The organism is Flavobacterium sp. K5-23 (assembly GCF_023278045.1).
Lineage (GTDB): Bacteria > Bacteroidota > Bacteroidia > Flavobacteriales > Flavobacteriaceae > Flavobacterium.
Map to the genome: position 1 here is coordinate 2,413,244 of NZ_CP056783.1, position 24,545 is coordinate 2,437,788.

At 32.7% G+C, this 24,545-nt stretch carries 24 protein-coding genes; 9 read left to right on the top strand and 15 right to left on the bottom strand.

Translation table 11 applies throughout. The features are described from left to right. Window positions 1–26 precede the first annotated feature (26 nt). The 9 genes from FLAK523_RS10520 to FLAK523_RS10560 form a co-directional block, all read right to left on the bottom strand. The gene (locus tag FLAK523_RS10520) at window positions 27–698 is read right to left on the bottom strand and encodes a lysoplasmalogenase (protein WP_248903256.1); all 672 of its coding nucleotides are present in this window, start codon (window positions 696–698) and stop codon (window positions 27–29) included. Between the two features lie 66 nt (window positions 699–764). Beyond that, complete coding sequence (locus FLAK523_RS10525) at window positions 765–2,030, bottom strand: sterol desaturase family protein (protein WP_248903258.1); 1,266 nt, start codon at window positions 2,028–2,030, stop codon at window positions 765–767. A 167-nt stretch (window positions 2,031–2,197) separates the two neighbouring features. Further along, window positions 2,198–2,473, bottom strand: a complete 276-nt coding sequence (locus FLAK523_RS10530; RefSeq protein ID WP_248903260.1) for an ATP-dependent Clp protease adaptor ClpS — start codon at window positions 2,471–2,473, stop codon at window positions 2,198–2,200. A 41-nt stretch (window positions 2,474–2,514) separates the two neighbouring features. Beyond that, the gene (locus FLAK523_RS10535) at window positions 2,515–3,129 is read right to left on the bottom strand and encodes a class I SAM-dependent methyltransferase (RefSeq protein WP_248903262.1); all 615 of its coding nucleotides are present in this window, start codon (window positions 3,127–3,129) and stop codon (window positions 2,515–2,517) included. 14 nt (window positions 3,130–3,143) lie between these two features. Continuing rightward, entirely contained in the window at window positions 3,144–3,977 is an 834-nt protein-coding gene (gene prmA, locus FLAK523_RS10540; RefSeq protein WP_248903264.1) for a 50S ribosomal protein L11 methyltransferase, read from the bottom strand. 109 nt (window positions 3,978–4,086) lie between these two features. Continuing rightward, window positions 4,087–4,839, bottom strand: a complete 753-nt coding sequence (gene tpiA, locus FLAK523_RS10545; RefSeq protein ID WP_248903271.1) for a triose-phosphate isomerase — start codon at window positions 4,837–4,839, stop codon at window positions 4,087–4,089. A gap of 55 nt (window positions 4,840–4,894) precedes the next feature. Continuing rightward, window positions 4,895–5,389, bottom strand: coding sequence for a TlpA disulfide reductase family protein (locus FLAK523_RS10550; protein ID WP_248903273.1), 495 nt, complete (start codon window positions 5,387–5,389; stop codon window positions 4,895–4,897). Between the two features lie 283 nt (window positions 5,390–5,672). Next, on the bottom strand, window positions 5,673–6,773 hold the full coding sequence (locus FLAK523_RS10555) for a BT_3928 family protein (RefSeq protein WP_248903275.1): 1,101 nt from the start codon (window positions 6,771–6,773) through the stop codon (window positions 5,673–5,675). 9 nt (window positions 6,774–6,782) lie between these two features. After that, entirely contained in the window at window positions 6,783–7,334 is a 552-nt protein-coding gene (locus FLAK523_RS10560; protein WP_248903277.1) for a DUF1599 domain-containing protein, read from the bottom strand. A 131-nt stretch (window positions 7,335–7,465) separates the two neighbouring features. On the opposite strand from FLAK523_RS10560, the gene folP reads away from it, so the two are divergent. Next, window positions 7,466–8,290, top strand: coding sequence for a dihydropteroate synthase (gene folP / locus FLAK523_RS10565; protein WP_248903279.1), 825 nt, complete (start codon window positions 7,466–7,468; stop codon window positions 8,288–8,290). Window positions 8,291–8,292: 2 nt separating this feature from the next. Next, a complete protein-coding gene (locus FLAK523_RS10570; protein WP_248903280.1) occupies window positions 8,293–8,913 on the top strand; it encodes a hypothetical protein in 621 nt (206 codons plus the stop codon). Between the two features lie 78 nt (window positions 8,914–8,991). On the opposite strand, the gene rlmH is transcribed toward FLAK523_RS10570, so the two are convergent. The 5 genes from rlmH to FLAK523_RS10595 form a co-directional block, all read right to left on the bottom strand. Beyond that, complete coding sequence (rlmH, locus tag FLAK523_RS10575) at window positions 8,992–9,465, bottom strand: 23S rRNA (pseudouridine(1915)-N(3))-methyltransferase RlmH (protein ID WP_248903282.1); 474 nt, start codon at window positions 9,463–9,465, stop codon at window positions 8,992–8,994. Window positions 9,466–9,471: 6 nt separating this feature from the next. Further along, window positions 9,472–10,890, bottom strand: coding sequence for an adenosine deaminase (locus FLAK523_RS10580; RefSeq protein ID WP_248903283.1), 1,419 nt, complete (start codon window positions 10,888–10,890; stop codon window positions 9,472–9,474). 280 nt (window positions 10,891–11,170) lie between these two features. Beyond that, entirely contained in the window at window positions 11,171–12,133 is a 963-nt protein-coding gene (locus tag FLAK523_RS10585; protein WP_248903285.1) for a hypothetical protein, read from the bottom strand. A gap of 2 nt (window positions 12,134–12,135) precedes the next feature. After that, a complete protein-coding gene (locus tag FLAK523_RS10590; protein ID WP_248903288.1) occupies window positions 12,136–13,578 on the bottom strand; it encodes an MBOAT family protein in 1,443 nt (480 codons plus the stop codon). A gap of 282 nt (window positions 13,579–13,860) precedes the next feature. Further along, window positions 13,861–17,004, bottom strand: coding sequence for a glycosyl hydrolase (locus FLAK523_RS10595; protein ID WP_248903290.1), 3,144 nt, complete (start codon window positions 17,002–17,004; stop codon window positions 13,861–13,863). 441 nt (window positions 17,005–17,445) lie between these two features. On the opposite strand from FLAK523_RS10595, the gene nadC reads away from it, so the two are divergent. From nadC to priA, 4 genes are all read left to right on the top strand, one after another. Then, on the top strand, window positions 17,446–18,303 hold the full coding sequence (gene nadC / locus FLAK523_RS10600; RefSeq protein WP_248908085.1) for a carboxylating nicotinate-nucleotide diphosphorylase: 858 nt from the start codon (window positions 17,446–17,448) through the stop codon (window positions 18,301–18,303). A gap of 126 nt (window positions 18,304–18,429) precedes the next feature. Further along, window positions 18,430–19,359, top strand: a complete 930-nt coding sequence (locus tag FLAK523_RS10605; RefSeq protein ID WP_248903292.1) for a YihY/virulence factor BrkB family protein — start codon at window positions 18,430–18,432, stop codon at window positions 19,357–19,359. 133 nt (window positions 19,360–19,492) lie between these two features. Beyond that, window positions 19,493–19,924, top strand: a complete 432-nt coding sequence (locus FLAK523_RS10610; RefSeq protein ID WP_248903293.1) for a DUF2147 domain-containing protein — start codon at window positions 19,493–19,495, stop codon at window positions 19,922–19,924. 132 nt (window positions 19,925–20,056) lie between these two features. Beyond that, a complete protein-coding gene (gene priA / locus FLAK523_RS10615) occupies window positions 20,057–22,507 on the top strand; it encodes a primosomal protein N' (RefSeq protein WP_248903295.1) in 2,451 nt (816 codons plus the stop codon). A 9-nt stretch (window positions 22,508–22,516) separates the two neighbouring features. On the opposite strand, the gene FLAK523_RS10620 is transcribed toward priA, so the two are convergent. After that, on the bottom strand, window positions 22,517–23,212 hold the full coding sequence (locus tag FLAK523_RS10620; RefSeq protein WP_248903297.1) for a LytTR family DNA-binding domain-containing protein: 696 nt from the start codon (window positions 23,210–23,212) through the stop codon (window positions 22,517–22,519). 168 nt (window positions 23,213–23,380) lie between these two features. Between FLAK523_RS10620 and rpsF the strand changes: the two genes are divergently transcribed. From rpsF to rplI, 3 genes are all read left to right on the top strand, one after another. Beyond that, entirely contained in the window at window positions 23,381–23,722 is a 342-nt protein-coding gene (gene rpsF, locus FLAK523_RS10625; RefSeq protein ID WP_248903299.1) for a 30S ribosomal protein S6, read from the top strand. A 5-nt stretch (window positions 23,723–23,727) separates the two neighbouring features. Further along, the gene (gene rpsR / locus FLAK523_RS10630) at window positions 23,728–24,024 is read left to right on the top strand and encodes a 30S ribosomal protein S18 (RefSeq protein ID WP_248903300.1); all 297 of its coding nucleotides are present in this window, start codon (window positions 23,728–23,730) and stop codon (window positions 24,022–24,024) included. A gap of 65 nt (window positions 24,025–24,089) precedes the next feature. Beyond that, window positions 24,090–24,527 carry a 50S ribosomal protein L9 gene (gene rplI, locus FLAK523_RS10635; protein ID WP_248903301.1) on the top strand — a complete coding sequence of 146 codons (438 nt, stop codon included), beginning with the start codon at window positions 24,090–24,092 and terminating at the stop codon, window positions 24,525–24,527. The last annotated feature ends 18 nt before the right edge of the window (window positions 24,528–24,545 follow it).

The window sequence follows — 24,545 nt, forward strand, 5'->3', positions numbered from 1 at the left end:
TCCTTTATTAGTATTCAAAGGGAATACTATTTTTTTTGATTCAATTTTAAAATCCCAATAACAATAAGATACTGAGCCAAAAGATAAGTGGCCATTATGAAAAACGAACTCCATATAACTGGTTCGTAAAATTTATTGAAAGCAAGAATACTGTCAGAGGTTACAAAAAACACTGCGCCCAATAGTATGTAGTTATTAGCTGGTTTTCCCCAAATAAAATAACCTTTAAAGGCAAATAAAAGCATAGTTGAAATAACCATAGCATAAACAAACACCGGAATTTTTAAATCCCCAAGGTTTGGAAATAATACGGCCAACATCACCATTAAATAAACTATAATTGCTGTTATTCCAATCCAATAGATAGCTTTGTTTTTCTTTCGGATAGTTTTTAATTGCTTGCTGAATAAAATTATATAGACAATATGAGAGATAAGAAAAGCGATCAATCCTAAAATAAAATAAATTTCAGCAGTGTCTGCAAATAACAAAATAATATCTCCTATCCACGAAAAAGTTAGGGCTGCCAAAAGTATGTTTTTGGTTGTGAAATATTCCTGATTATATACTGCCAAGATTAGAAACGGAATCAAAAATGGTTTCATAAACCAAGCAATATCTTCTCTGCCGGTCAGGATAACAAAAAGATAAATAGCACTAAATCCAATAAAGCTTTTTAAGAGTAGATTGCCCTTCATAACTATATTTTAAAAATTAATTTTTTGTTTTTTTGATCAAAACTAAATGTATGTCAACAATATGATTTAAGCAATTATTGCTTTTTCTTTTTCGAAATTTACACTTACTAAATAGACGCTTACCCCTAATGACAAAACAAGATAAGTGATAATAATAGTATTAGAATATGGAAACAGTTGATTCATTCCGAACCAATCTCCAAAATAAGCAATTATTCCTATCCCGAATAAAAAACGGATGCCTTCCCATAAAACTGAAACCTTTCGTGTATCCATTAATTCCGTATAACTATAAACAGAAATGAAGACGAACGCACCAAAAACAAAAACATTTGGCAAACCAATAAATGCAATTGAGTTGTATAAATAGCTTATAAATAGAAGGGTAATTACAGCTTGAAACATCGACCAATACATCAATTTTTGTGAATGTTGCGTACCGTATTTTTCGAAATCATAAACGTTTTCTATTTTGTTTACAGGATACTTTTCTTCAAAATTCTCTGGACGCCATCCTGTAGGTTTAAACCAGATGGTAAACTTATCTTTCCAGCTTTCTGTTCGCCAAGCATCAGTAATCATCAACCACAGGTGCTGGAAATTAATTCGGAATGGATTCCAAGTTTGTGCAGGACGCGTAATACCAAATACCGGGGGGACTGTTTCTAATTCCTCTTGAAACGTACCAAATAACTTATCCCAAAAAATGAATATTTGAGAATGGTTTTTATCCATATACTCTGGATTTATGGCGTGATGTACCCGATGGTGTGAAGGAGAAACAAGAATGTTTTCCAGAAAACCAATTTTTTTGATGTGTTTAGTGTGATACCAGAATTGTAAAAACAAGTGGAGAGGAAGCGTAATCGCAATCACTTTGGAAGGAACTCCCAAAAGAGCTGCAGGAATCAGTAAAAAGGTAAATAAGTTCACAAAACTGGATACAGGTTGGCGTAAAGCACAAGCCAAGTTGAATTCTTCACTACTGTGGTGAATGGCGTGTTTGTTCCATAAAAAATTGATCTGGTGGGATAATCTATGGCTCCAATAGCCGTAAAAATCTATGGCTATAAAGCCTATGAAATAGGCCAATGTGGTAGCTTCCAGTTGAAAAATGGCAATATGGGAAACAATCCAATCATAGGATATGAGAGTAATGCTAAGTCCTAGGACATCTTTAAGTGAATTGACCATTCCTGAGCTTACACTAGAGACTGAATCCATTGTTGTGACTGTGTTTTCCCCTTTATAATGACCGTATAGTTTTTCTAATATGATTAATATTAGAAATATAGGCATTACATAAACCAGAATTTTACCATATTCTTCCATGAAAGTGTTTTATTTTTTCTCAAATATAGAATAAAAATGGAATTTCAGTAAATTATTAATACATAATTAACGCATAAAACAAATTAAGGGTTGAAAGACAACAAACAAATGTTTAGTTGCATTTTAACCCTTGGGTTGTAAACCTTTTTAGGTCTATGTTTTGTGTTTTAAACTATTTCCGCACTCAAACCTGCTTCGAGTAATTGACTGCATTGGGGTTTTAGTTTGTCATATGACCCAGTTTTCACTGTGCATTTTCCATTATAATGCACAATCAGGGAACATTGTTCCGCTTGTTCTGAAGTATGCTCACATACACGTATTAAAGTGTCTATTACGTGGTCAAAAGTGTTGACATCATCATTATATACTATAATCTCATTATTTAATGATGTTGCTTCTTTATGACTGACTTTTTCTCTTATTTTTTCTTTTGTACTCATTTTTAAATAATTTTTAGGGTTAAATAAAAATACAGTTGGATTTATCTTTTCTTAAAGCTGCAAAATATAAAATTTTGTATTGTATTAAAAGGTGTTTCGTGTTCTGTAAGGAGGCATTTTTGTTTTTCAAAACCTTCAAGAAATTGATTTTCTAAAGTAGATTCTGAATATTGTTTGATATTGAGCCCGCTGCATTTGCTAGGACCATTATCCGAAAAAGTGCCTATAATTAGATTTCCTATTACCCATTTCTGTGCGATAGAACGATATATTTCAATATCTTTTTCCGATGTCAGAAAATGAAAAGTAGCTCGGTCGTGCCAAATATCATAAGTTGTATCAGGTTTGAATTCCGTTATATCCGAAACAATCCAGTTTACTTTTGATGCATTTTTACCTAGACGTTTTTTAGCTCGCTCTAATGCTTTGGCTGAAATATCTAAAACACTTATATTTTCGTACCCTTCTTCAATTAAAAAATCTACAAGTTTACTGTCGCCACCGCCAATGTCAATGATTTTTGCCGACTTAGGAGTGCCAATTAACCGGATAAAATCTAGTGATAGTACCGGTTTGTCTTGTGTCCAACTTACTTCTTCGGGTTGTTTGGTTTCATAAACCGTTTCCCAATGATTCTTTTTATTGTCGTTTATCACCTTGATATTTGATACTAATTTACGTATTTTAAAGAAACCCAGTTGTTTTTTTGAAACTTTTTAACATAAGTTAAACCTTTTTCGGTGCATGAAGCATCGATAAACGGGATGTCTTCTTCATAGAAACCACTCAATAAAAGTGTTCCTTTTGGATTAAGACAATCAACGTATGATTGCATATCGTTCAACAATATGTTTCTGTTGATATTAGCAATAATCAAGTCATATTTTTTGTCTTTTAATAAGGAAGTCTCTCCTTCATAAACGGTAATATGTTGACAATTATTACGTTCTGCATTTTCAATTGAATTAAGGTAACACCAGTTGTCAATATCTATAGCATCTATTGGTTGTGCGCCTTTCATTTCAGCAAGAATTGCTAAAATTGCCGTACCGCAACCCATATCTAGAGTTTTCATTCCAGTTACATCCGTCTCTAATAAATGCTGTATCATCATATGAGTAGTTTCATGATGACCTGTACCAAAACTCATTTTTGGCTCTATAAGAATATCAAATTCTGCATCTGTTTTAGGATGAAAAGGAGCGCGTACATGACAATTTCCTTCTACATCGATAGGCTCAAAATTCTTTTCCCATTCTTCATTCCAGTTGACTTGATCAATTTCTTCAAAAGTATATTCAATTTTGAATTCTTCTGATTGTAATATATTGATGTTATCAAGGATATTCTCATCCCATAAATCTTTCTGAACAAAACCTGAAATTCCAGTTTCAGTTTCTGTAAAACTCTCAAAAGCTGTTTCTCCTAATTCGGCAATTAATATCTCTGAACCAAGTTCCTTTGGCTCAATGTTAAAATGATAGCCTATATAAATATTTGACATGTTTGTTTATTTTTTGCAAAGGTACTATTTCTCTTTTGGAAATATATAAAAATAAAAAAAGAGGTTTGATTAAGTATCAAACCTCTTTTTAGATATATGTGAATGCTTTTTAAAAGGCATTGATGATTGCAACAAAATCAGCCGCTTTTAATGCAGCTCCACCTATAAGACCTCCGTCCACATCCGGTTTAGAGAAAATTTCTTTAGCATTTTCAGGTTTTACACTACCACCATAAAGAATTGATACTTCTTCAGCGATATCTTTTCCAAAAACTTTACGAACCGTTTCTCTAATGAATTCATGCATTTCCTGAGCTTGATCTGGCGAAGCAGTCTCTCCAGTTCCTATTGCCCAAACTGGCTCATAAGCCAATACAATATTCGACCAAGATGCCTTTTCTATATGAAACAATCCGTCACGCAATTGATTTTCAACTACATTAAAGTGTTGTTTGTTTTGACGGTCTTTTAATTCTTCTCCGAAACAAAAAATCACAGTCATTTCATGTTTCAAAGCTGTATCTACTTTGTTTGCAATTAACGCATCAGTTTCATTGAAAATTGCTCTTCGTTCAGAGTGACCTAGAATTACTGTGTTTACACCAATACTTTTTAACATATCAGCCGAGATTTCTCCAGTAAATGCACCACTTTCTGCTTGGTGCATATTTTGTGCAGCTACATCAATTGAAGTGAATTCTAAATGATCAACAGCTGAAGCCAAGTTGATAAATGTTGGTGCAACAATTATTTGAGTGTCTGTTTCTGTTGGAACATTTGCTATTAATTCATTTAATAAATCATCTGTTTGTTCTACATTATTATGCATTTTCCAGTTTCCTGCAACTATTTTCTTTCTCATTTTGTTCTTGGTTTGTATAGTTTTAATATTTTTGAAATTTTATACCAGATTGGTTTTATTTCAACTTACTTAATGTTTCATTTATTTTATCAAAATCAGTTTCTATAGCTCGGTATAAAACGATTTTTCCATTCTTGTCTATGATTATATATCTTGGTATCCAATCAATATCAACTTCTTTAGCGAAGACACCATTCATCTGGTCATTCACCATATAGTGGTCTCCTTTAAGATTATGTTTTTCAATACCTGCAGTCCATTTGTCAGCTGCTTTATCCATAGAAATAAATACGAAGTCCACATCGGGATTGTTTGCTTGTAATTCATGAATTTGCGGCATTGCTTTTATGCAATCTCCACACCAAGAAGCCCAAACTTCAATAACTAATGTTTTTCCCTCATGTTTTTTAAGGATATTACTGAAGGCAAGTTGACCTCCATCAGTTGTTAATAAAGTTTCTGATAATGCTTTTTTAGTAAACTCTTTTTTTTGCTCTTTCGAACAAGAAAAAGTAACGAAAGCAATTACTAAGACAAATAGTTTTTTCATTTATTATAGTTTTAACAAAGTTAGACAATCAAACGGATTGAGTGATATAGATGCTATTTATTTGAATTCTGTGTTTAAAAATAACGAAATTCACAATTTAAGCTTTCAAAAAAAAGTATGAAATCGTAATAGTTGTTTTGTAAAATGATGATATTTCATCAAAAGGCAGAAAGAATGTCTCTAATTTGAATACAAAACACATAATTGAAAGTACAAAAAGTAAAAATCCAAGTACATTCAGTCAATTTATATTCGAATGAATGTCCTTGGATTTTATTGTTTACTATAATTTCAAATCTTCGATATCGTTATGATGCAGTTTTTGTATTATTGTTCCTCTATTAAGAATTACAATACTAGGATTAGCTCTTTCGATGGTTTTTAATGCAATAGCATCACAGAAATAAAAATCAAATGAAAGGTTGTATTGTTTTTGGGCTGTAGCTATTTCTTCAGGAGAAGATGTAGTCATACCTATTACTTTATATCCTTTTACTTTCGCCTCTTGATTTAGTTTTTCCAGCTTTGCTAATCCATTTCCATCTGCATTTGGCAAATCATAAGTGACAAACATTAGTAATTTAGGTTCTTCTAATAATTCTTCTTTATAATCAGAATCATTTTTCATCATTGTGAAATCATGAATAGGAGGAACGTAACCCTGAGTTATAACCTTGTCTTTTCTATCAACAAATGTTGCGCCTTCTGGAATATTCATTAAATCCTTCTCCGTAAATTCAGTATCAACTCCATTTACATTGTAAATAAACACCATTTCTACTACTGATTTAGGAGCACCATCAGGAATTTCCATTCCTTTTTGGATATTGTTACCCACTTTATAGGGACGGAAATCAATTAATGGCAAATGATTTAAAACCCATACTCCCATAAACATACACAATATGATACTTACGTAAGCAAGTATGTTTTGAACGTTTTTATCGAACAATGGTTTTACTAATTTTTGATTTACATACAAAATAACAATAAAGAATAACAAAACAATATCCTTTGTAAATGATTGCCAAGGAGTTAATTTTAAAGCGTCTCCAAAACATCCACAGTCTTTTACCACATTAAAATAAGCGGAGTAAAAAGTAAGGAATGTGAAAAGTACAATTAGAATAAGCAAGCTCCATATTGTAATTTTTGATTTGTATCCAATAAGTAACATTACACCCAAAACTACTTCAAGTATTACAAGAAACAATGCTAATCCAAGCGCTAAAGGAGTTAAGAATGGCAAGTTGAATACAGGTTCACTAAAATATTCAGCTAGTTTATATGAAAAACCAACAGGGTCATTTAATTTAATTAATCCTGATATGATAAATAATAGTCCAACAAAAAGTCGTGAGAATTGAGTAATGATGTTTTTCATATTTATTGTTTAATTATTTTTATTTCCAAACTCCATTAATATTAATGCGAATATGGAGTAATTTATCATGTCTTGGTAATTTGCATCAATGCCTTCAGACACAATAGTTTTTCCTTTATTGTCTTCTATTTGCTTTACGCGAAGTAGTTTTTGTAATATCAAATCGGTTAGTGAACTCACTCGCATTTCACGCCAAGCTTCTCCGTAATCATGGTTTTTTGCTTCCATCAATTCCTTTGTTAACTTGATTTTAGCATCATATAATTCGGTTGCTTTTTCTACATTCAAATCAGGCTGATCTACAACTCCAAGTTCTAATTGTATTAATGCCATTATCGAATAATTGATGATTCCAATAAATTCACCTGTTTCATCTTCGTCCACTTTACGAACTTCGTTTTCCTGCAAGCTTCTGATTCTTTGGGCTTTTATGAATATTTGATCGGTTAATGAAGGTAATCTAAGGATGCGCCAAGCACTACCGTAATCAGTCATTTTATTGATAAAAAGCGTGCGACATATTGCAATTACATTATCATATTCTTGAGAAGTATTCTTCATTATTGATGTATATTTGTATAAAATTTCTTCAAAAATAGCATTTTTTTGTTTAATGTGAAATTATGAATGAGCAATAGTGAATTCAGTATTGAAACTACTTGTTCTAAAGTATCAACAGAATATTAAATACAATGACAATTAACTGTAAAGGGCAATTAATCGATCTCTCAATTCCTAAAGTAATGGGAATTTTGAACGTAACTCCCAATTCTTTTTTTGATGGCGGTAAGTATAAAAACGAATCCGAAATACTGACTCAGGTAGAAGAAATGCTGCGTGACGGGGCTACTTTTATTGATATAGGAGCTTATTCCAGTAAGCCCAATGCCGAATTCGTTTCGGAAGAGGAAGAGCTAAACAGAATTATTCCCGTGATTCAATTAATTCTAAAAAAATTCCCAGAAGCTCATCTTTCTATAGATACTTTTAGATCTGAAGTGGCCAGAGCTTGTATTGAAAACGGAGCTGCCATAATCAATGATATATCAGCAGGGAATTTAGATCCAAAAATGTTTGAAGTTATTGCACAGTTTAATGTCCCTTACATTATGATGCACATGCGTGGTACTCCTCAAACGATGCAAGGCTTGACAAATTATGAAGATATCATAAAAGAAATGCTTTTCTATTTTTCTAAAAAAATCAATGTAGCCCGAAGTTTTGGAATCAATGATTTGATAATCGATCCTGGATTTGGCTTTGCCAAAACCTTAGAGCAGAACTTTGAAGTAGTAAGAAATCTGGAATTATTTAAGCTCTTGGAATTGCCTATATTAGTTGGGATATCCAGAAAGTCAATGGTTTATAAGTCGCTGAATACCAGTAGTCAAGAAGCTTTAAACGGAACCACTGTTTTAAATACAATTTCCCTTACTAAAGGAGCTAATATTCTTAGAGTTCACGATGTTAAAGAAGCTATGGAATGTGTTACATTATTTAATAAAACCAATTCGTAAAGATGAAATACCTTAGTCTAATTGTTGTTTTTCTATTGCTTTCTTGTGGAAACAAAGAAGATATTTTATTACCAAAATCGGATAAAACGATAGTTGCCGATGTACTGGATCATTCCCCAATCTATATTTTCTTTAGAACAAATGGAAAAGATACCTTGGCTGAAGTTAATAGAAAAAATAGTATCATTACAACCAATTGGATTTTTAATATCGACAAACGATTGCCGTTGCGTCTCGTGATTCCAGAAGTTATGAAGTTGCAGGATAAGAAGCGAAAAGAAAAAGCGCATAAAAACGACAAAGCCGAAAACTATTATTCTTATGCTGATAGCATCGGGAAGAATATGGCTTTTATTCCTTTTACGAATGTGTATTATAAAATGGAGAAGCCTTCTGCAGAATTGCAATTGTATTTTACAAAAAACGACGAAATCCTGGTCAATAATCAAATTGTTAATCGAAAAGACTTAACGGAATATTTAAAAAAAATAACAGCTACTACACCAAGAAATTATCAGTTGTATTTTGACAAAAAAATGTCATTTGACACATATTTAAGAACTAAAGTTTTTCTTCATTCAATAAATATTGGTAACGAAAATCAAGAAGAGATTATATTCTAAAATCGGTTATTTGAAATCAGAACCTTTTGACTGAACACTAAAAACTGTTTACTGATCACTGAATACTGAACACTAATACTATTGGTGATGATAAGGTTCGTTTTTCAAAATCGTAAAGCCACGATACAATTGTTCGATAAAAAACAAACGCACCATTTGATGAGAGAACGTCATTAAAGAAAGCGATATTTTTCCTTTTGCTTTAGCATAAACCGTATCTGAAAAACCATAAGGACCACCGATTACAAAAACTAAGGTCTTCACACCCGAATTCATTTTTTTCTGTAATTCCTCAGAGAAACCTACGCTAGAGAAGTTTTTTCCGTTTTCATCCAATAAAATCAATTGGTCTGTTGGAGTAATTTTGGCCAAAATCAATTCCCCTTCTTTTTCCTTTTGTTGACTCTCTGACAAGTTTTTTACATTTTTAATATCAGGAATAACCTCTAGGTCAAACTTGATATAAAAAGACAAACGCTTGGTGTAATCGTCTATTAAAGATTGTAAGGCTTTGTTGTCGGTCTTGCCAATAGCGATTAGTTTAATGTTCATTCTGGTTTATTTTTTCGAAAAGTTAGCCTCAAATTTTTTAAATCTCATATCTAAATCTTTCAATAACTGATTCTTTACTGATTGATCCTGAATAAAGCTATAATTGATACTATTATACACATATTGTTTTATATCCGTATAAGTAACGTCTTTGTATCTTTTGGCTAACAATACATATTGCTCAATCATATTGGTACGTAAAATACCAGCATCGTCAGTACTGATAATGATAGGAACACCAAATTCTTTATATAAAGAAATAGGATGACGGTTTTCTTTTACTTTTAAGATGAACTCATTACTAACTAGATTGATTTCGATAGGAATACGCTGCTTAGCCATATATCGTAATAAGTCATAAGAATTGGCTTCATAAGCCATATCTACTCCATGACCAATACGATGTGCGCCAGCTGTATAAACGGCTGAATTGATGTGCCAGCTTAGGTCTTCCGGTTGTACAAGACCTAAGGTAAGTTCACCTGCATGCAAAGTATATTTTACATTTGGAAAACGACTATGACAATATTTAAACATAACCATATGTAACCAGTAATCTTTCATTGAAGTTTCACCATCTTCAGGAGAAACGATATTAACACCTGCCATAAGTGGACTGCTATCAGCCGAAATAAAAGCAATAACTAAGTTTTTAAACAAATCTACCGGTTCCATAAAACGCAATACAAAATTTTGATAACGCATCGTGAAACGGGAATCGTCAATTTTATTGTCGTTATGTAATTTTGCAACGAAATTAGTGTTGAAATCGGCTGCGCTTTTTGCTGTATCTCTTTTTATTAGAGTAGCGTATAATGCGTCCAGAGATTGTAAAACTGCTTTTTCCTCTTTATTGACAGCCATTTTACGTAACTGCTCATTAAAGCTAATTAAATCGTCAGTATTGATGTCTGTGGGGATTGTAGACAGCTGCGTTTCGATATAGCTTAGATTTTCGTTTATGGCTCTATTTTTTAATTCCAATAAACCTTCGCCAAAATTCCCTGCGATAGTGGGAGTAAATTTACCGAATGAATCAAAAAACAACTTGTCAGAAGGGTAAGAAACCCCGTTATAGTCTTTTACAGACCAATTTTGCATCAGCTGTTGTTTGTAGTAATCTAATTTACCTTTATTTTTTAGATCCGAAAAAGTTTCCCATTTACCGGTAGTTCCTTTTTCTTTTGCTACTTGCATAGTTTCTAGATTCAAATAGAAATTTTCGGTAATTGCTCGAGCAACCATAGGTTCTGCATAAATAGAACCACTGTAGTGATGATGCAAATCACCTCCTTTTGGCATTTGAGAAAAGAAAGCAGTAGATAAGGCTTCGTTGTTTCTTATTTTTTCGAAATAAGCATTAGTAGATTGTGAATATCCAATATTTACTATAGCCGAAAATACGAGTGCGATGTATAATTTCATATTTGTGTTTTTACAGGAAAAGTTCCAGTTAAAAGCGTTCTGTTGTCAAAAAAATTTTCATTTCTGAAAAATCTTTATAAGTAGGAGCTAATTGTTTTGGAACCAATTTTGGGCAAATATAATAGAATTGTTTTAAAAATTAATTTTTTCCTTTTTTGCATTAATGGAAACTTATAATTCATTGAGTTATAAATGAGATGTAATTTTAACAAATTCGTTTCATTTATGTTGGGGTTATAAATAAAATATGTTTTAAAATAATTTTATTCGAATGCAATGACTATTTATAGTTGCTGTTTGATGCTTTAATTGTATTTATTAATTTATGGGTAAATAGCTCAGCCCCTTTTTTATTGAGATGCAAGCTATTGTAAAAATATTTTTTATTGTAAGACATTGTATCATTCGAGTAATCATAAAAAGGAATTTTATATTCTTTACTGAATTTATTATACATTGTAATTATTGAATCTCTGTTCTTGACAAATTTTTGTCCTTCAATATATTCAGGAGTGTATACAAGTACAATCTGGATTTTTTTAGATTGGCATTCCTTGAGATAATCCTCAAATAAATGAAGGGAAGGAGTATCAATTTTCACATTGTAGGCTTTCATTTTTGACTTCGCTTTTTCAAAGTCGGAATTCCATACACGAGCTTGTCCCTGATATCCACTGATTCTTTGAATCGGATTATCTTGGGGATTTAAATATAATTCAAATGCTGTATTTATCGCTTTTTGTCTGCCGTAATAACGAATTATCGGAATTTCATAATCGACGAAAGGAAAGCCATTATAACTGATGGTAGCCTCTTTTATTTGGTTGTTCCAAAGCATATACGGTAAAAACTGCTCAGCATTATAGAGGTCTTCATTTTTTTGTAAGGTGAAAGCATCCAGGGAATGAATGATTAATTTTGGTTTACTGTTGTTTTTTAACAAAAGTCTATGTCTCAAGTCTTGCAACCAGAAATTATGTCCGTTTATCCCTAGATTGTAGCAGGAAACGTTAAGGCTGTCGCTTATCATTTTTGGATCGATATGAACCCAAGCTCTTGAACTTCCGTAAATAACAATATCCGAGTTTACTTTACTATCTCTAATGGCATTCCAAACAGGATATTCTTTTTTTGCAAAAGAGTTTGATTCCTTTAAATACTTAGATACAAAAACATCAAAAGCGTATGCAGCTATAAGAGCCGGTAGGCAAAAGAGTATAAATTGGGTTATGAATTTTTTCATATCTAAAATTGGAAATAAATAAATTGTTGTGCCGTTCCGCCAAAGTAAAATATTGCTGCAATCAGGACATAATAAAATCCCCAACGTACAGGTTTAGGCATCTCCAGTTTTGCAATAGCGTACTGTTGTTCTCTGCCTAACCATTCGATAGTCATAAAAATTAATATAAGTACAAGCATCGTGTAAATAGAAAAAGTATCAGGAAGCTTAGTGGCTTCCATAAAATCTGTCGAAAAGATTTTTGAAATAATGCGCCATGCATGACCTACGTTTTCTGCTCTAAAGAAAATCCAGGCGAACACTGTTAAACTAAATGTGATTACAATAGAAAGTAATTCTTTTAGATTTGGGAAATATTTGCCTTGAGCAACAATATCCAGATAATTTCTATTGGTATTAAAAATAATTGAAGGCATAATGTATAAGGCGTTTAGAAAACCCCAGATGATAAAAGTCCAATTGGCTCCATGCCAAAAACCACTCACAAGAAAGATGATAAATGTGTTTCTAATTTTCATCAAAGTTCCACCTTTGCTTCCGCCAAGAGGAATGTATAAATAATCTTTGAACCAACTAGACAAAGAGATATGCCAACGCCTCCAGAACTCAGCGATGTCTCTGGAAAAATAGGGGAAGGCAAAATTGCGCAACAATTCTATTCCGAATAGACGTGCCGTTCCTAAGGCAATATCTGAGTAACCCGCGAAGTCACCATAGATCTGGAATGTGAATAATACAGCTCCAAGAATTAAGGTGCTCCCTGAATAATTGTCTGAATTATTAAAAATATGATTGGCCATCTCAGCACACTGATCAGCAATGACGATTTTTTTAAATAATCCCCAAATAATCTGTCTTAAACCGTCAATTGCTTTAGAGTAGTCGAAAGTTCTTTTTTTCTGTATTTGAGGCAGTAAATGAGTAGCACGTTCAATAGGTCCGGCTACTAAAAGGGGAAAGAAACTAACAAAAACGGCATAATCTATAAAATCTCTTTCGGCCTTAATACGATCTTTGTAGATATCAATTACATAGGATAGTCCATGGAATGTATAAAACGATATTCCAACAGGTAAAATAAGATTCAGGGTCATAGGATTGACTTGCAAGCCTAAATTCCCTATTGCTTCAGCAAAAGATTCTGCAAAAAAGTTATAATATTTAAAAACCCCTAAAAAACCCAGATTGACCGATATGCTGAACCAAAACCAAAACTTTTTAATAGTATTCGTTTTTGCTTCGGCCATTTTAATTCCGGTGTAATAATCGAGCAGAGTAGAGAAAACAAGTAAAAATAAAAAACGCCAGTCCCAACAGGCATAGAAAACATAACTGGAAACCATAAGCAACAAATTCTGTGCTTTAAGGTTTTTATTGGTTACAAACCAATAAAGAACAAAAACGATTGCTAAGAAAAGAGCAAAGTGGATAGAGTTAAAAAGCATTCAGCTTAATGGTATTTGTTTAGTTGATTTCAGTTTGTATATTCAATTCTATTTGACTTTGTATTCACAAAGTAGCTGCGAATTTATTACTAAAAAAAATAAGGACAAAATAGGTTTTATAATAGTTTGATAGGAATAAAAAGGAGATGTTGATTTCGGGAAAATATATCAGTAAAAAGGGAACTAATTTATGGATTTTTATGTTCCGACTCTGTTTTTGATAATTCTATTAAAAAAAAGACAGCAAAATTAGTTGCTGTCTCCCTTATACTAGTTTTAATATTATTTTTTGTCTAAAATAATAGCTGGAATTTGTTGCTTGAGTATAAAAGCATTGAACTCTTTTACGTCTTTATCTACAATGTCTTTTATTTTATTAATTTCGATGTCAATTTTAGCAGCTAAATCTTCATAAACTACGTACGCATTTTTTGTAGGTTTTGATTCAGATGAAGAAACATTCGATCCTAATCCTGCCATTTTATCATTTAATTGAATAGGGAATGCTAATACATCTTGAGGCGCTTTTGCTTTTGGTTGCATCAATGTAGATTCTATTTTTTCAAGTGATTCCAGTGTGGCTTTTGATAATTTCTTTATCTGATTAACCATAACTGTATCTTTTACTGTTGTGGTATACCCATTTATTTGGGCACGGATTATTCGAATTTGATTTATGGCTATATGTGCTTCATCCACTTTTTTGTTTATTTTTTGATGAAGGTCAAATTGCTCTTTTAAATCGGCATCACTAACTGTAACACGAGGGTCTTTTTTAATTTCAAAAGGGTGTTCGGCAATTATTGTTTTGTCTTCAATTAATCTTATTTTATAAGTACCTGGAACAACTTTTGCTCCTTCACCTGATCCTGCCCACATTACATTTGTTCCTTCTACTGCAGTTACATTCGGGTAACGCATATTCCAAACAAATGAATTCATACCCGATTTTGCAGTTACAAAACCTGGTAATTCTTTTTTAGTATCTTGAAAAAACTCTTTTGCAACTTTCATTGGCTCTCCTTTTAAATCTTTAGTAGAAGAGTAGGTGATAATAGTGTCGCCTTTTTGAGTCAAGAACTGAAGTTTTATTTCTTTGGAAGGTTTGTCTTTTAAATAATATCTAATAATTACACCATTAGGGGCATTTGTACCACTATTTGTTTTACTACTTTGTCCACCTTGCATACGGTATGAATGACGGGGTTTGAAAAGATATTTGTTTGCAATATTCTTGTTATCCATAATTTCATATAGCGGAGTAATGTCATCCAAAATCCAAAAAGCACGCCCATGTGTAGCTACAACCAAATCTTTTTCTCTTTTTTGGATTTGTAAATCACGAATAGGAGTAAGGGGTAAATTTAAATTTAGTTTTTGCCATGAATCGCCATCATTAAAAGATACGTAAACTCCTCTTTCAGTTCCTGCAAACAATAACCCTGGCTTATTAGGGTCTTCACGTAATACTCTACAGTATTCGTCCGCTGGGATACCTTTGGTAATTTTCGTCCAGTTTTTACCGTAATCTACAGTTTTAAACATATAAGGAGTACGATCACCATACATATACTTATTGGCTGTTAGGTAAGCTTTTCCTTTTTCATATTCTGAAGTATGAATCATACTAATTAATGAAAACTCAGGTAATAAATTCTTTGGAAGTGATATGTTTTCCCATTTCTCTCCATTGTTTTTTGTCACATGAACTAAACCATCATCTGAACCAGTCCATATTACTCCTTTTTCTAAAGGAGATTCAGATAGTGTGAATATTGTTGCATAAGCTTCAGCACCTGTTTGGTCTTTTGTTATTGGTCCACCTGTTTCTCCTATTGTTTTTGGATCATTTCTTGATAAATCAGGACTGATTATTTCAAAAGAATTTCCTTGATCTTCTGTAACATGAACCACTTGAGACGTTACATACATTCTTTTAGGGTTATGAGGAGAGAAAACGATAGGGTAGGTCCACTGAAAACGGTATTTTTTTGCATTTGAAGGCGCTCCAATGTTCGATTCAGGGTAAGGAGAGATATCTTTCGCTTGTTCTGTTTTTTTATTGTAAGTGCTTAATTGCCCGTCATACTCTCCTCCAAAAGTAATATCAGAGTTAGTAGGATCTGCTTGAATATATCCAGCTTCTCCACCTGCGACAGGATACCATGATTCAGTACCTATACTGTAACCGTTTGATCTCGAGGCGATACGTATAGAGGAATTGTCTTGTTGCGCTCCATATATATTGTACGGGAATTCATTATCTAATGAAACGTGATAAAATTGACTTGTAGGTATATCTAACTCGGTGAAAGTTTCTCCTCCATTGAAAGTTACTTCTCCACCACCATCATCTCCAATAATAAAATTTTCAGGATTTTCAGGATTAATCCACACATCATGTGTGTCTCCATGATGAACGTTAATTTTTTTAAAGCTTTTACCACCGTCTGTAGTTTTCCATGAGTCGACATTTAAAACGATTAATCCATTTTCATTTTTAGGATCTGTTTGTAAATTCATATAATACCAAGGTCGTTGCCATAAATTTTTATCCTCATTGATTAATTCCCAATGTTCACCAGCGTCATCTGAACGATATAGTCCACCTTTTGTATTTTCAATTAAAGCATATAATCGATTTGGATTCACGGGAGATACAGCAACCCCCATTTTCCCTAAGATTCCAACAGGCATCCCAGGCTTCTCATTCAAGGACTCCCAAGTGTCGCCACCATCAATTGATTTATACATTCCTGAACCTTTTCCACCAGAAGACATTGAATGTCCGTTTCTATATGCTTCCCAAAGTGTTGCATAGATTATTCTTGGGTTTTTAGAATCGATACGTACGCAAACACCACCTGTATTTTCATTTTTAGATAATACTAATTGCCATGTTTTACCTCCGTCTTGAGTTCGATAAATTCCTCTTTCTTTATTAGGATGAAATGGGTTACCCATAGCAGATACAAAAACGATATCTGAATTTGTTGGGTGAACTTCTATGTTAGCTATGGCATCTGCTTTTTCTAAACCTAGCTTAGACCATAATTTACCACCATTTACAGATTTATACATTCCGTCACCAAACGAAATATTAGATCTCATATCAGCTTCGCCCATACCGGCATATACTACATTATAATCAGATGGAGCAACAGTTATTGCACCCACAGCAGAAGATTTAAAGATGCTATCCGAAATAGGAAACCAATCATTTCCGCCATTTATTGTTTTCCAAATTCCACCTCCTGTGAATCCGGTATAATAAGTTAAAGGCTGGTCAGCGTGTCCAGCAACTGCTAAAGATCGACCTGAACGGAATGGGCCAATATTTCGCCATTTAAGAGCATTGAAAATACTGTCAGATATAAAATTTGAAGAAGTGTTATTCTTTTTTTTAGATTTTTGAGCGTGACTCATAAATGGGGTCAGGCACATAAAAAATGTAAAAAGTAAACAATACAGGAAGTTTCTTGTATAATAAAAGTTCATATTATTTTGGTTTACAGGTAATTAATTAGTGGTTTTAAAATTAAATAAATTATTGGTAATGTGGAGTATTTATAAGTAAATATTTTTTTTTATAAAGAAGTTCTGTGTTCATTTATTATAGTATTTGACAGAGATTGATTATTTGTTTTTATTGATATTAAGATGATTTTTTTATTGTGTTTTTGTATAATTTAAATGTCTCTCTATAATTTTAACTTGCTTATTTTTAAGTTGGTATTCCATAGAGTTACAATACTCCTTAATTCTCCTAAGCTTCCGGCATTATTGATTTTTCCAATCCAATATGAAACAAATTTTTAAATGCCCAAAATATATCCTACTTTAGCATTAAATAAATTTTCTGTAAAAATGATTAGCGAAGCACAGTTCGAAAAAGAGTTACAAATCATAATAGCTAATGCCATTCGGGAAGATGTGGGTGATGGCGATCACAGTTCACTAGCCTGTATTCCGGATTCAGCACAAGGAAAAGCAAAATTATTAGTTAAAGATGAAGGTATTATTGCCGGTGTCGATTTTGCTAAAATGATATTCAATTATGTGGATTCAAGTTTAAAGATAGAAACTTTCATCACTGACGGAGCTCCGGTAAAGTACGGCGATGTGGTGTTTCATGTTTCGGGAAGTTCACAGTCGATTTTAAAAGCAGAACGGTTGGTGTTAAACTCTATGCAACGCATGTCGGCAATTGCAACAAAAACCAATAGTTATGTACAATTGCTATACGGAACTGACACTAAAATATTAGATACCCGTAAAACAACACCGGGTTTTCGTGCCGCCGAGAAATGGGCAGTAAAAATAGGAGGTGGAGAAAACCACCGTTTTGCTTTGTATGATATGGTGATGTTAAAGGATAATCATAATGATTTTGCAGGAGGAATACCATTGGCCATAGCCAAAACAAAAACCTACTTAAAGGATCATAATCTCGATCTTAAAATTATTGTCGAAGCCAGAAATCTCGAAGAAGTAAAACAAATTATTTCATGTGGTGGGGTGTATAGAATTCTACTGGATAATTTTGATTATGAAACTACAAGAGAAGCTGTAACAATTGTTGGAAATCAATGTTTAACGGAATCATCTGGAAATATTAATGAAGAAACCGTACGTCATTATGCTGATTGTGGTGTGAATTACATTTCATCGGGAGCATTGACACATTCTATTTACAATATGGATTTGAGTTTGAAAGCGATATAAGGAAGAAGTTACATTTGGAAGCTATTTATAAACAAGTGTAAGCTTAAAATAATTTAGATTTTCTTTGTGATGCTTTGTGTTTTTTTGCGGTTAAAAGTTAGCTGCTCTAATGAAAATTTATAATTAATGTCTGCAGAAATAGAAGAAAGAATTGAAAAGGTTCCAGTACTAAGAGATGTGGTTCGTTTTCTTAAAAAGATTGAGCTACCTTGGTTAGAGGGACTTTCGTTATATGATTTAATAGAAATATACGGAATAGGTATTGCTGAAGGAGCTTTATCGAATCGTGCGGGTGCAATTGCCTTCAGTTTTTTTATGGCTTTGTTTCCTTTTGCCCTTTTTATTCTGAATCTAATCCCCTACATTCCGATTGAAGGTTTTCAGGAAGATTTTTTGAAATTCATTGCTGAGGGTGTTCCTCCAAATACTTATTATGCGATATCAAACATCATAAACGACATTCTTAATAATAGCCATTCCGGATTGCTGTCATATGGTTTTTTACTATCCATTTTATTAATGGCAAACGGTTTAAATGCTATTCTAGGAGGTTTTGATGCCTCTCGCCACGTATTGATTAAAAGAGGCTTTTTTCAACAGTATTTTATTGCTGTTGGAATGTCATTAATCCTATCATTTTTATTGATTCTTACTGTCGCTATAATTGTAGTTTTTGAAGTGTTTATACAAAAATTAAATGCGCATCATGTCCTGAACGATAAAATTCCACTAATTATTATGGGGAGGTACGGATTTTTAGTATTGATGATATTAATTACAACATCGATATTGTTTAAGTTTGGAACCAAACATGATAAAACCCGTTCATTTATTTCTATAGGATCCGTGTTCACAACAATTTTTGCTATTTTTATATCCTATATATTTGGAATTTGGGTAATAAGGTTCTCTCAGTATAATCAACTGTACGGTTCTATCGGGACCTTATTGATTATGATGTTTTATATTTGGATTAACTGTATGGTTTTATTGCTCGGTTTTGAGTTAAACGCAACCATCAATAATTTGAAAAGAAAAAAAAGATTATCGATTTAAGCTAAAGGGTTCTACTATTTTATAGTAAATTTGATAAAAGTTTAAAGCTGTTTCCTGCTGTCCGCTGTATTTTTTATTCTGAACCCCAGAATAAAAAGATGCTGCTTCCATCAGGGCTAAAATAAAAGAAACCATGAAGAATATCATAACTATTGCCGTTTTGCTTTTAAGTACAATTTTCTATTCACAAAATCATACTGTTATAGGTAAATGGAAAACCATTGATGATGAAACCGGAAAAGCGAAGTCTATTATAGAAATTTATGAGAAATCAGGAAAAATCTATGGTAGAGTAGTGGAAATATTAGATGAAGAACATAGAAAAGATTTGTGTACTAATTGTGAAAACGAAGATAGAAATAAACCCATCATTGGTATGACCATAATTAAAGGTCTTTCTAAAAATGGTAAGGAGTATGATTCTGGGAAAATTTTAGATCCTAAAAACGGAAAAATATACAAATGTATGATGTCATTAGAAGGGAATGATAAGCTGAAGGTTCGTGGCTATATAGGATTTGCGTTGATAGGTAGAACGCAGTATTGGTATAGAGTAAAAGGCTAATAAGAGAAAAAAATCAATACCAATACCAAATAATCAAATTAATAGTTTGTCTACAATCTGACACCTATTGTTAAATACGATTTAGTAAAATCATACGGTCACTATTTTAACCTATAATTTCTAATTTCCACAATGCATTTCGTCGAAGTAATTTTACCGCTTTCATTGGCTAAGACGTTTACTTATAGCGTTTCTGAAGCTGAGTATCATTATATAAAAAAAGGAATGCGACTGGCAGTTCCTTTCGGGAAAAGTAAAATCTATACTGCTTTAGTTATAGATATTCATCAAAATAAACCCACTCTTTACGATGCTAAAGAAATTCATCAGATTCTTGATGAAAAACCAATCGTAACTGAAATCCAAATTGCCCATTGGCAATGGATTGCCTCCTATTATATGTGTGCCATTGGTGATGTGTATCGCGGTGCGATGCCAAGTGCTTTACTATTAGAGAGTGAAACGTTAATCTCACAGAAAACAACAACCTTTGTGGATGAAAGTCAGCTTACGGATGATGAGTATCTCGTTTTTCAGGCTTTACAGCTTCAATCCTCTCTTAAAATACACGAAATAATTGCTATTTTGAACAAGAAAAATATTTTTCCGGTCATTCAAAAAATGATCGACAAAAATATTTTAGTGTTACAGGAGGAAATGCAAGAAAGCTATAAGCCTAAATTAGTTCGTTATCTTAAATTGCATTCTAAATATGATTCAAATCAAGGGTTAAGTGAATTGTTAGAAACGCTCAAAAACGCCAACAAGCAAAAAGAAATTGTGATGGCGTATTTCCAATTGAGTGCTTCTGAAAAGAAGCCTATAACCGTAAAAAAACTGGTTGATGCTGCCGGTTCCACTTCGGCAATCGTTAAGGCCTTAATAGATAAAGAAATATTTGAGGATTATTTACTTCAAGAAGACCGAGTAAATTTTACGGGTAAAACTAAGGAAGAGCAACTTCAATTGAGCGTTGTGCAAAACAAAGCTTTCGAAGAGATAAATAACAGTTTTATAGAAAAAGAAGTGTGTCTTTTACACGGTGTGACATCCAGTGGTAAAACGGAAATTTATATTAAGCTTATTGAGGGATATCTTCATGAAGGAAAACAGGTTTTGTATTTATTACCGGAAATTGCATTAACGACTCAATTAGTAGGGAGATTACGCGCTTATTTTGGTAATAAAGTGGCTGTTTTTCATTCGAAATATAACAATAATGAACGGGTAGAAGTTTGGAATCAGGTATTGAATAACTCTGTGAAAGCTCAAATTGTTATTGGTGCAAGATCAGCTTTGTTTTTGCCCTTTGGGAATCTCGGATTTATAATTGTAGATGAAGAACACGAACAGACTTTTAAACAAGTTGATCCTGCGCCTCGCTATCACGCTCGTGATGCGGCAATAGTCTTGGCGAATTTTCATAAAGCTAAAGTATTGCTGGGATCGGCTACGCCAAGTATTGAAACTTATTTTAATGCAAAATCAGAAAAGTATGGTTTGGTTGAAATTACCGAAAGATACGGAAAGGTGATGATGCCAGATATTAAGTTGGTTGATCTTAAAGATAAATATTTCCGTAAACAAATGAAAGGGCATTTTAGCGATGTTCTTATTGATGAAATTACTGCTGCCGTATCTTTAGGAGAACAAGTCATTTTGTTTCAAAATAGAAGGGGTTATTCTCCTTTATTAGAGTGTATGACTTGTGGCCACGTACCTCAATGTCAACAGTGTGATGTAAGTTTAACTTATCATAAACATAGAAATCAGTTGCGTTGTCATTATTGCGGCTATTCAATTGCTAAACCTACCCATTGTCATAGTTGTTCCAGTGTTGATTTAACAACTAAAGGTTTTGGAACTGAGCAGATTCAGCAGGAATTGGTAACTCTTTTTCCGGATAGTAAGGTAGGGAGAATGGATCAGGATACGACAAGGGGAAAATACGGTTTCGAAAAAATAATTGACGGTTTTAAAAATAGGGAATTTGATATATTGGTAGGTACTCAAATGTTGGCCAAAGGACTCGATTTTGACAATGTCAGTTTAGTGGGAATAATGAATGCTGATAATATGTTGTATCATCCTGATTTCAGAGCTTTTGAAAGAAGTTTTCAAATGATGATGCAGGTGTCAGGACGTTCAGGCCGTTCAGAAAAACAAGGGAAAGTTATTATTCAAACTTATAATCCGGATCATAATACGATTCAACAGGTTGCTTCAAATAATTATGCAGGAATGTATAAGGAACAATTGTATGATCGTCAGATTTATAAGTACCCACCATATTTTAGAATTATCAAATTAACTTTAAAGCAACGTGATTTCGATAAGTTAAAGGAAGGGGCAATGTGGTTGTATCAAGTGATGAGTCAGAATCTAGATATGCCAGTTTTGGGTCCAGAGGAACCAGGAATAAACAGAATTAGGAATGAGTATATCCGAACGATAATTATTAAAATTCCACAAAATTCATCAATAGGAGGAACAAAAAAAACTATTCAGAAAATGCTAAATAGTTTTGATGCTGTTGCTCAGTTTAGAGCTATTAGAGTTTCGATAAATGTAGACTTCTATTAAAAAGTATTTTTATTCATATGATAATGCTTTTACGAGGTCTTCTTTTTTATTTCTGCTTAATGGGATTTTTGTTGGTCCTATCTCAGCAAATCTACTATTAAAACGTTCTATTTTGTCAATGTTTACAATGTATGATTTATGAACCCTAACAAATTTATTTTGAGGTAAATCATTTTCAAACGACTTCATAGTCGAAAGAACGAGGTTGCTATCGTCTTCTGTAACAACACGTACATAATCTCCAAAAGCTTCAATCCATTTGATTTTTGAAGTGAATATCTTCAATTTTTTCAGATTGCTTTTGATGAAAATATGCTCTCCTTCATCCTCTTTGTTGTCTTTCTTGTACAAGTGTATGTCAACGGCTCTTTTTACTGAGGCATTAAAACGATCAACGGCAATAGGTTTTTGTAAATAATCTGTTGCATCATAATCAAAAGCCTTCATGGCATATTCTGCTTTAGAGGTGATGAATATAATTTGGGGTTTTACTTTTAAACCGTCAAGAAAATCAAAACCACTTATAACTGGCATTTCTATGTCCAGAAAAATCAAGTCTACATTTTGGATAGACATACAGCTTTTGGCTTCGATTGCGTTAGAAAAATCACCAATTAGATGTAGATTGGGATGATTATTAACTAACTTTGCGATGATCATTCTTTGAATAGAACTATCATCTACTACTACACAATTTAGTTTCATATCATTTGCATTTAAAGATTTCAGGTAAGTAAAAGTAAAGTATATTTTTTAGTTTGACTAAAATTATATCGTTTTTTTTTGCAGTACGTCGAATAAAGCGTATTTATACTTGGTCGTTTGAAAAAAATGATTACTTTTGCATCCAATTTAACAATAAAATATATTTTTATGAATCATTATGAAACTGTTTTCATTTTAAATCCCGTTTTATCTGAGGTTCAGGTAAAGGAAACAGTAAGCAAATTTGAAGATTTTCTTACTAGTAGAGGAGCTGAAATGGTATCTAAAGAGGATTGGGGCCTGAAAAAAATGGCTTACGAAATCCAAAACAAAAAAAGTGGTTTTTATCACTTATTCGAATTCAAAGTAGCAGGAGAAGTTCTTATTGCTTTTGAAACAGAATTTAGACGTGACGAGAGAATTATGCGTTTCTTGACTGTAAGTCTTGATAAACATGCTATTTCTTGGGCTGAAAGAAGAAGAACTAAACTTAAATCTACAAAAGCTTAATTATCATGGCTACATTACAACAATCTGCTTCAGGAAAAAAAGACGGGGATATCAGATATCTTACGCCTTTAAATATAGAGACTAACAAACAAAAGAAATACTGTCGTTTCAAAAAATCAGGTATCAAATATATTGATTATAAAGATGCTGATTTCTTATTGAAATTCGTTAACGAACAAGGGAAAATTCTTCCTCGTCGTTTAACTGGAACTTCATTGAAATACCAAAGAAAAGTTTCTGTTGCTGTGAAAAGAGCACGTCACTTAGCTTTTATGCCATATGTGGCTGATTTACTAAAATAATATTTTAACTCAGTTGTTGGTTTTCTGAAACATGAAACCTAACTTCTATAATAAAGGACAACAACATGGAACTTATTTTAAAACAAGACGTTCAAAATTTAGGATTTAAAGATGATATTGTATCTGTGAAAAATGGTTACGGTCGTAACTTTTTAATTCCACAAGGTCACGCTCATTTAGCTACTTCTTCTGCAAAGAAAGTGTTAGCTGAAAACCTAAAACAAAGAGCACATAAAGAAGCTAAAGTTGTAGCAGATGCACAAGCATTAGCTGAAACTATTAAAGCTATCGAAATTAAAATTACTGCAAAAGCAGGTGGAGAAAAATTATTCGGTTCAATTACTAATATTGATATCGCTGATGCATTAGCAAAAGGTGGTCAAGTAATTGATAGAAAATTCATCACTAGCGGAATTGTTAAACGTACTGGTAAATATACTGCAAACGTACGTTTACACAGAGATGTAATAGTTGAATTAGCTTACGAAATCATAGCTGAATAATAAGATTTAGTTAACGTT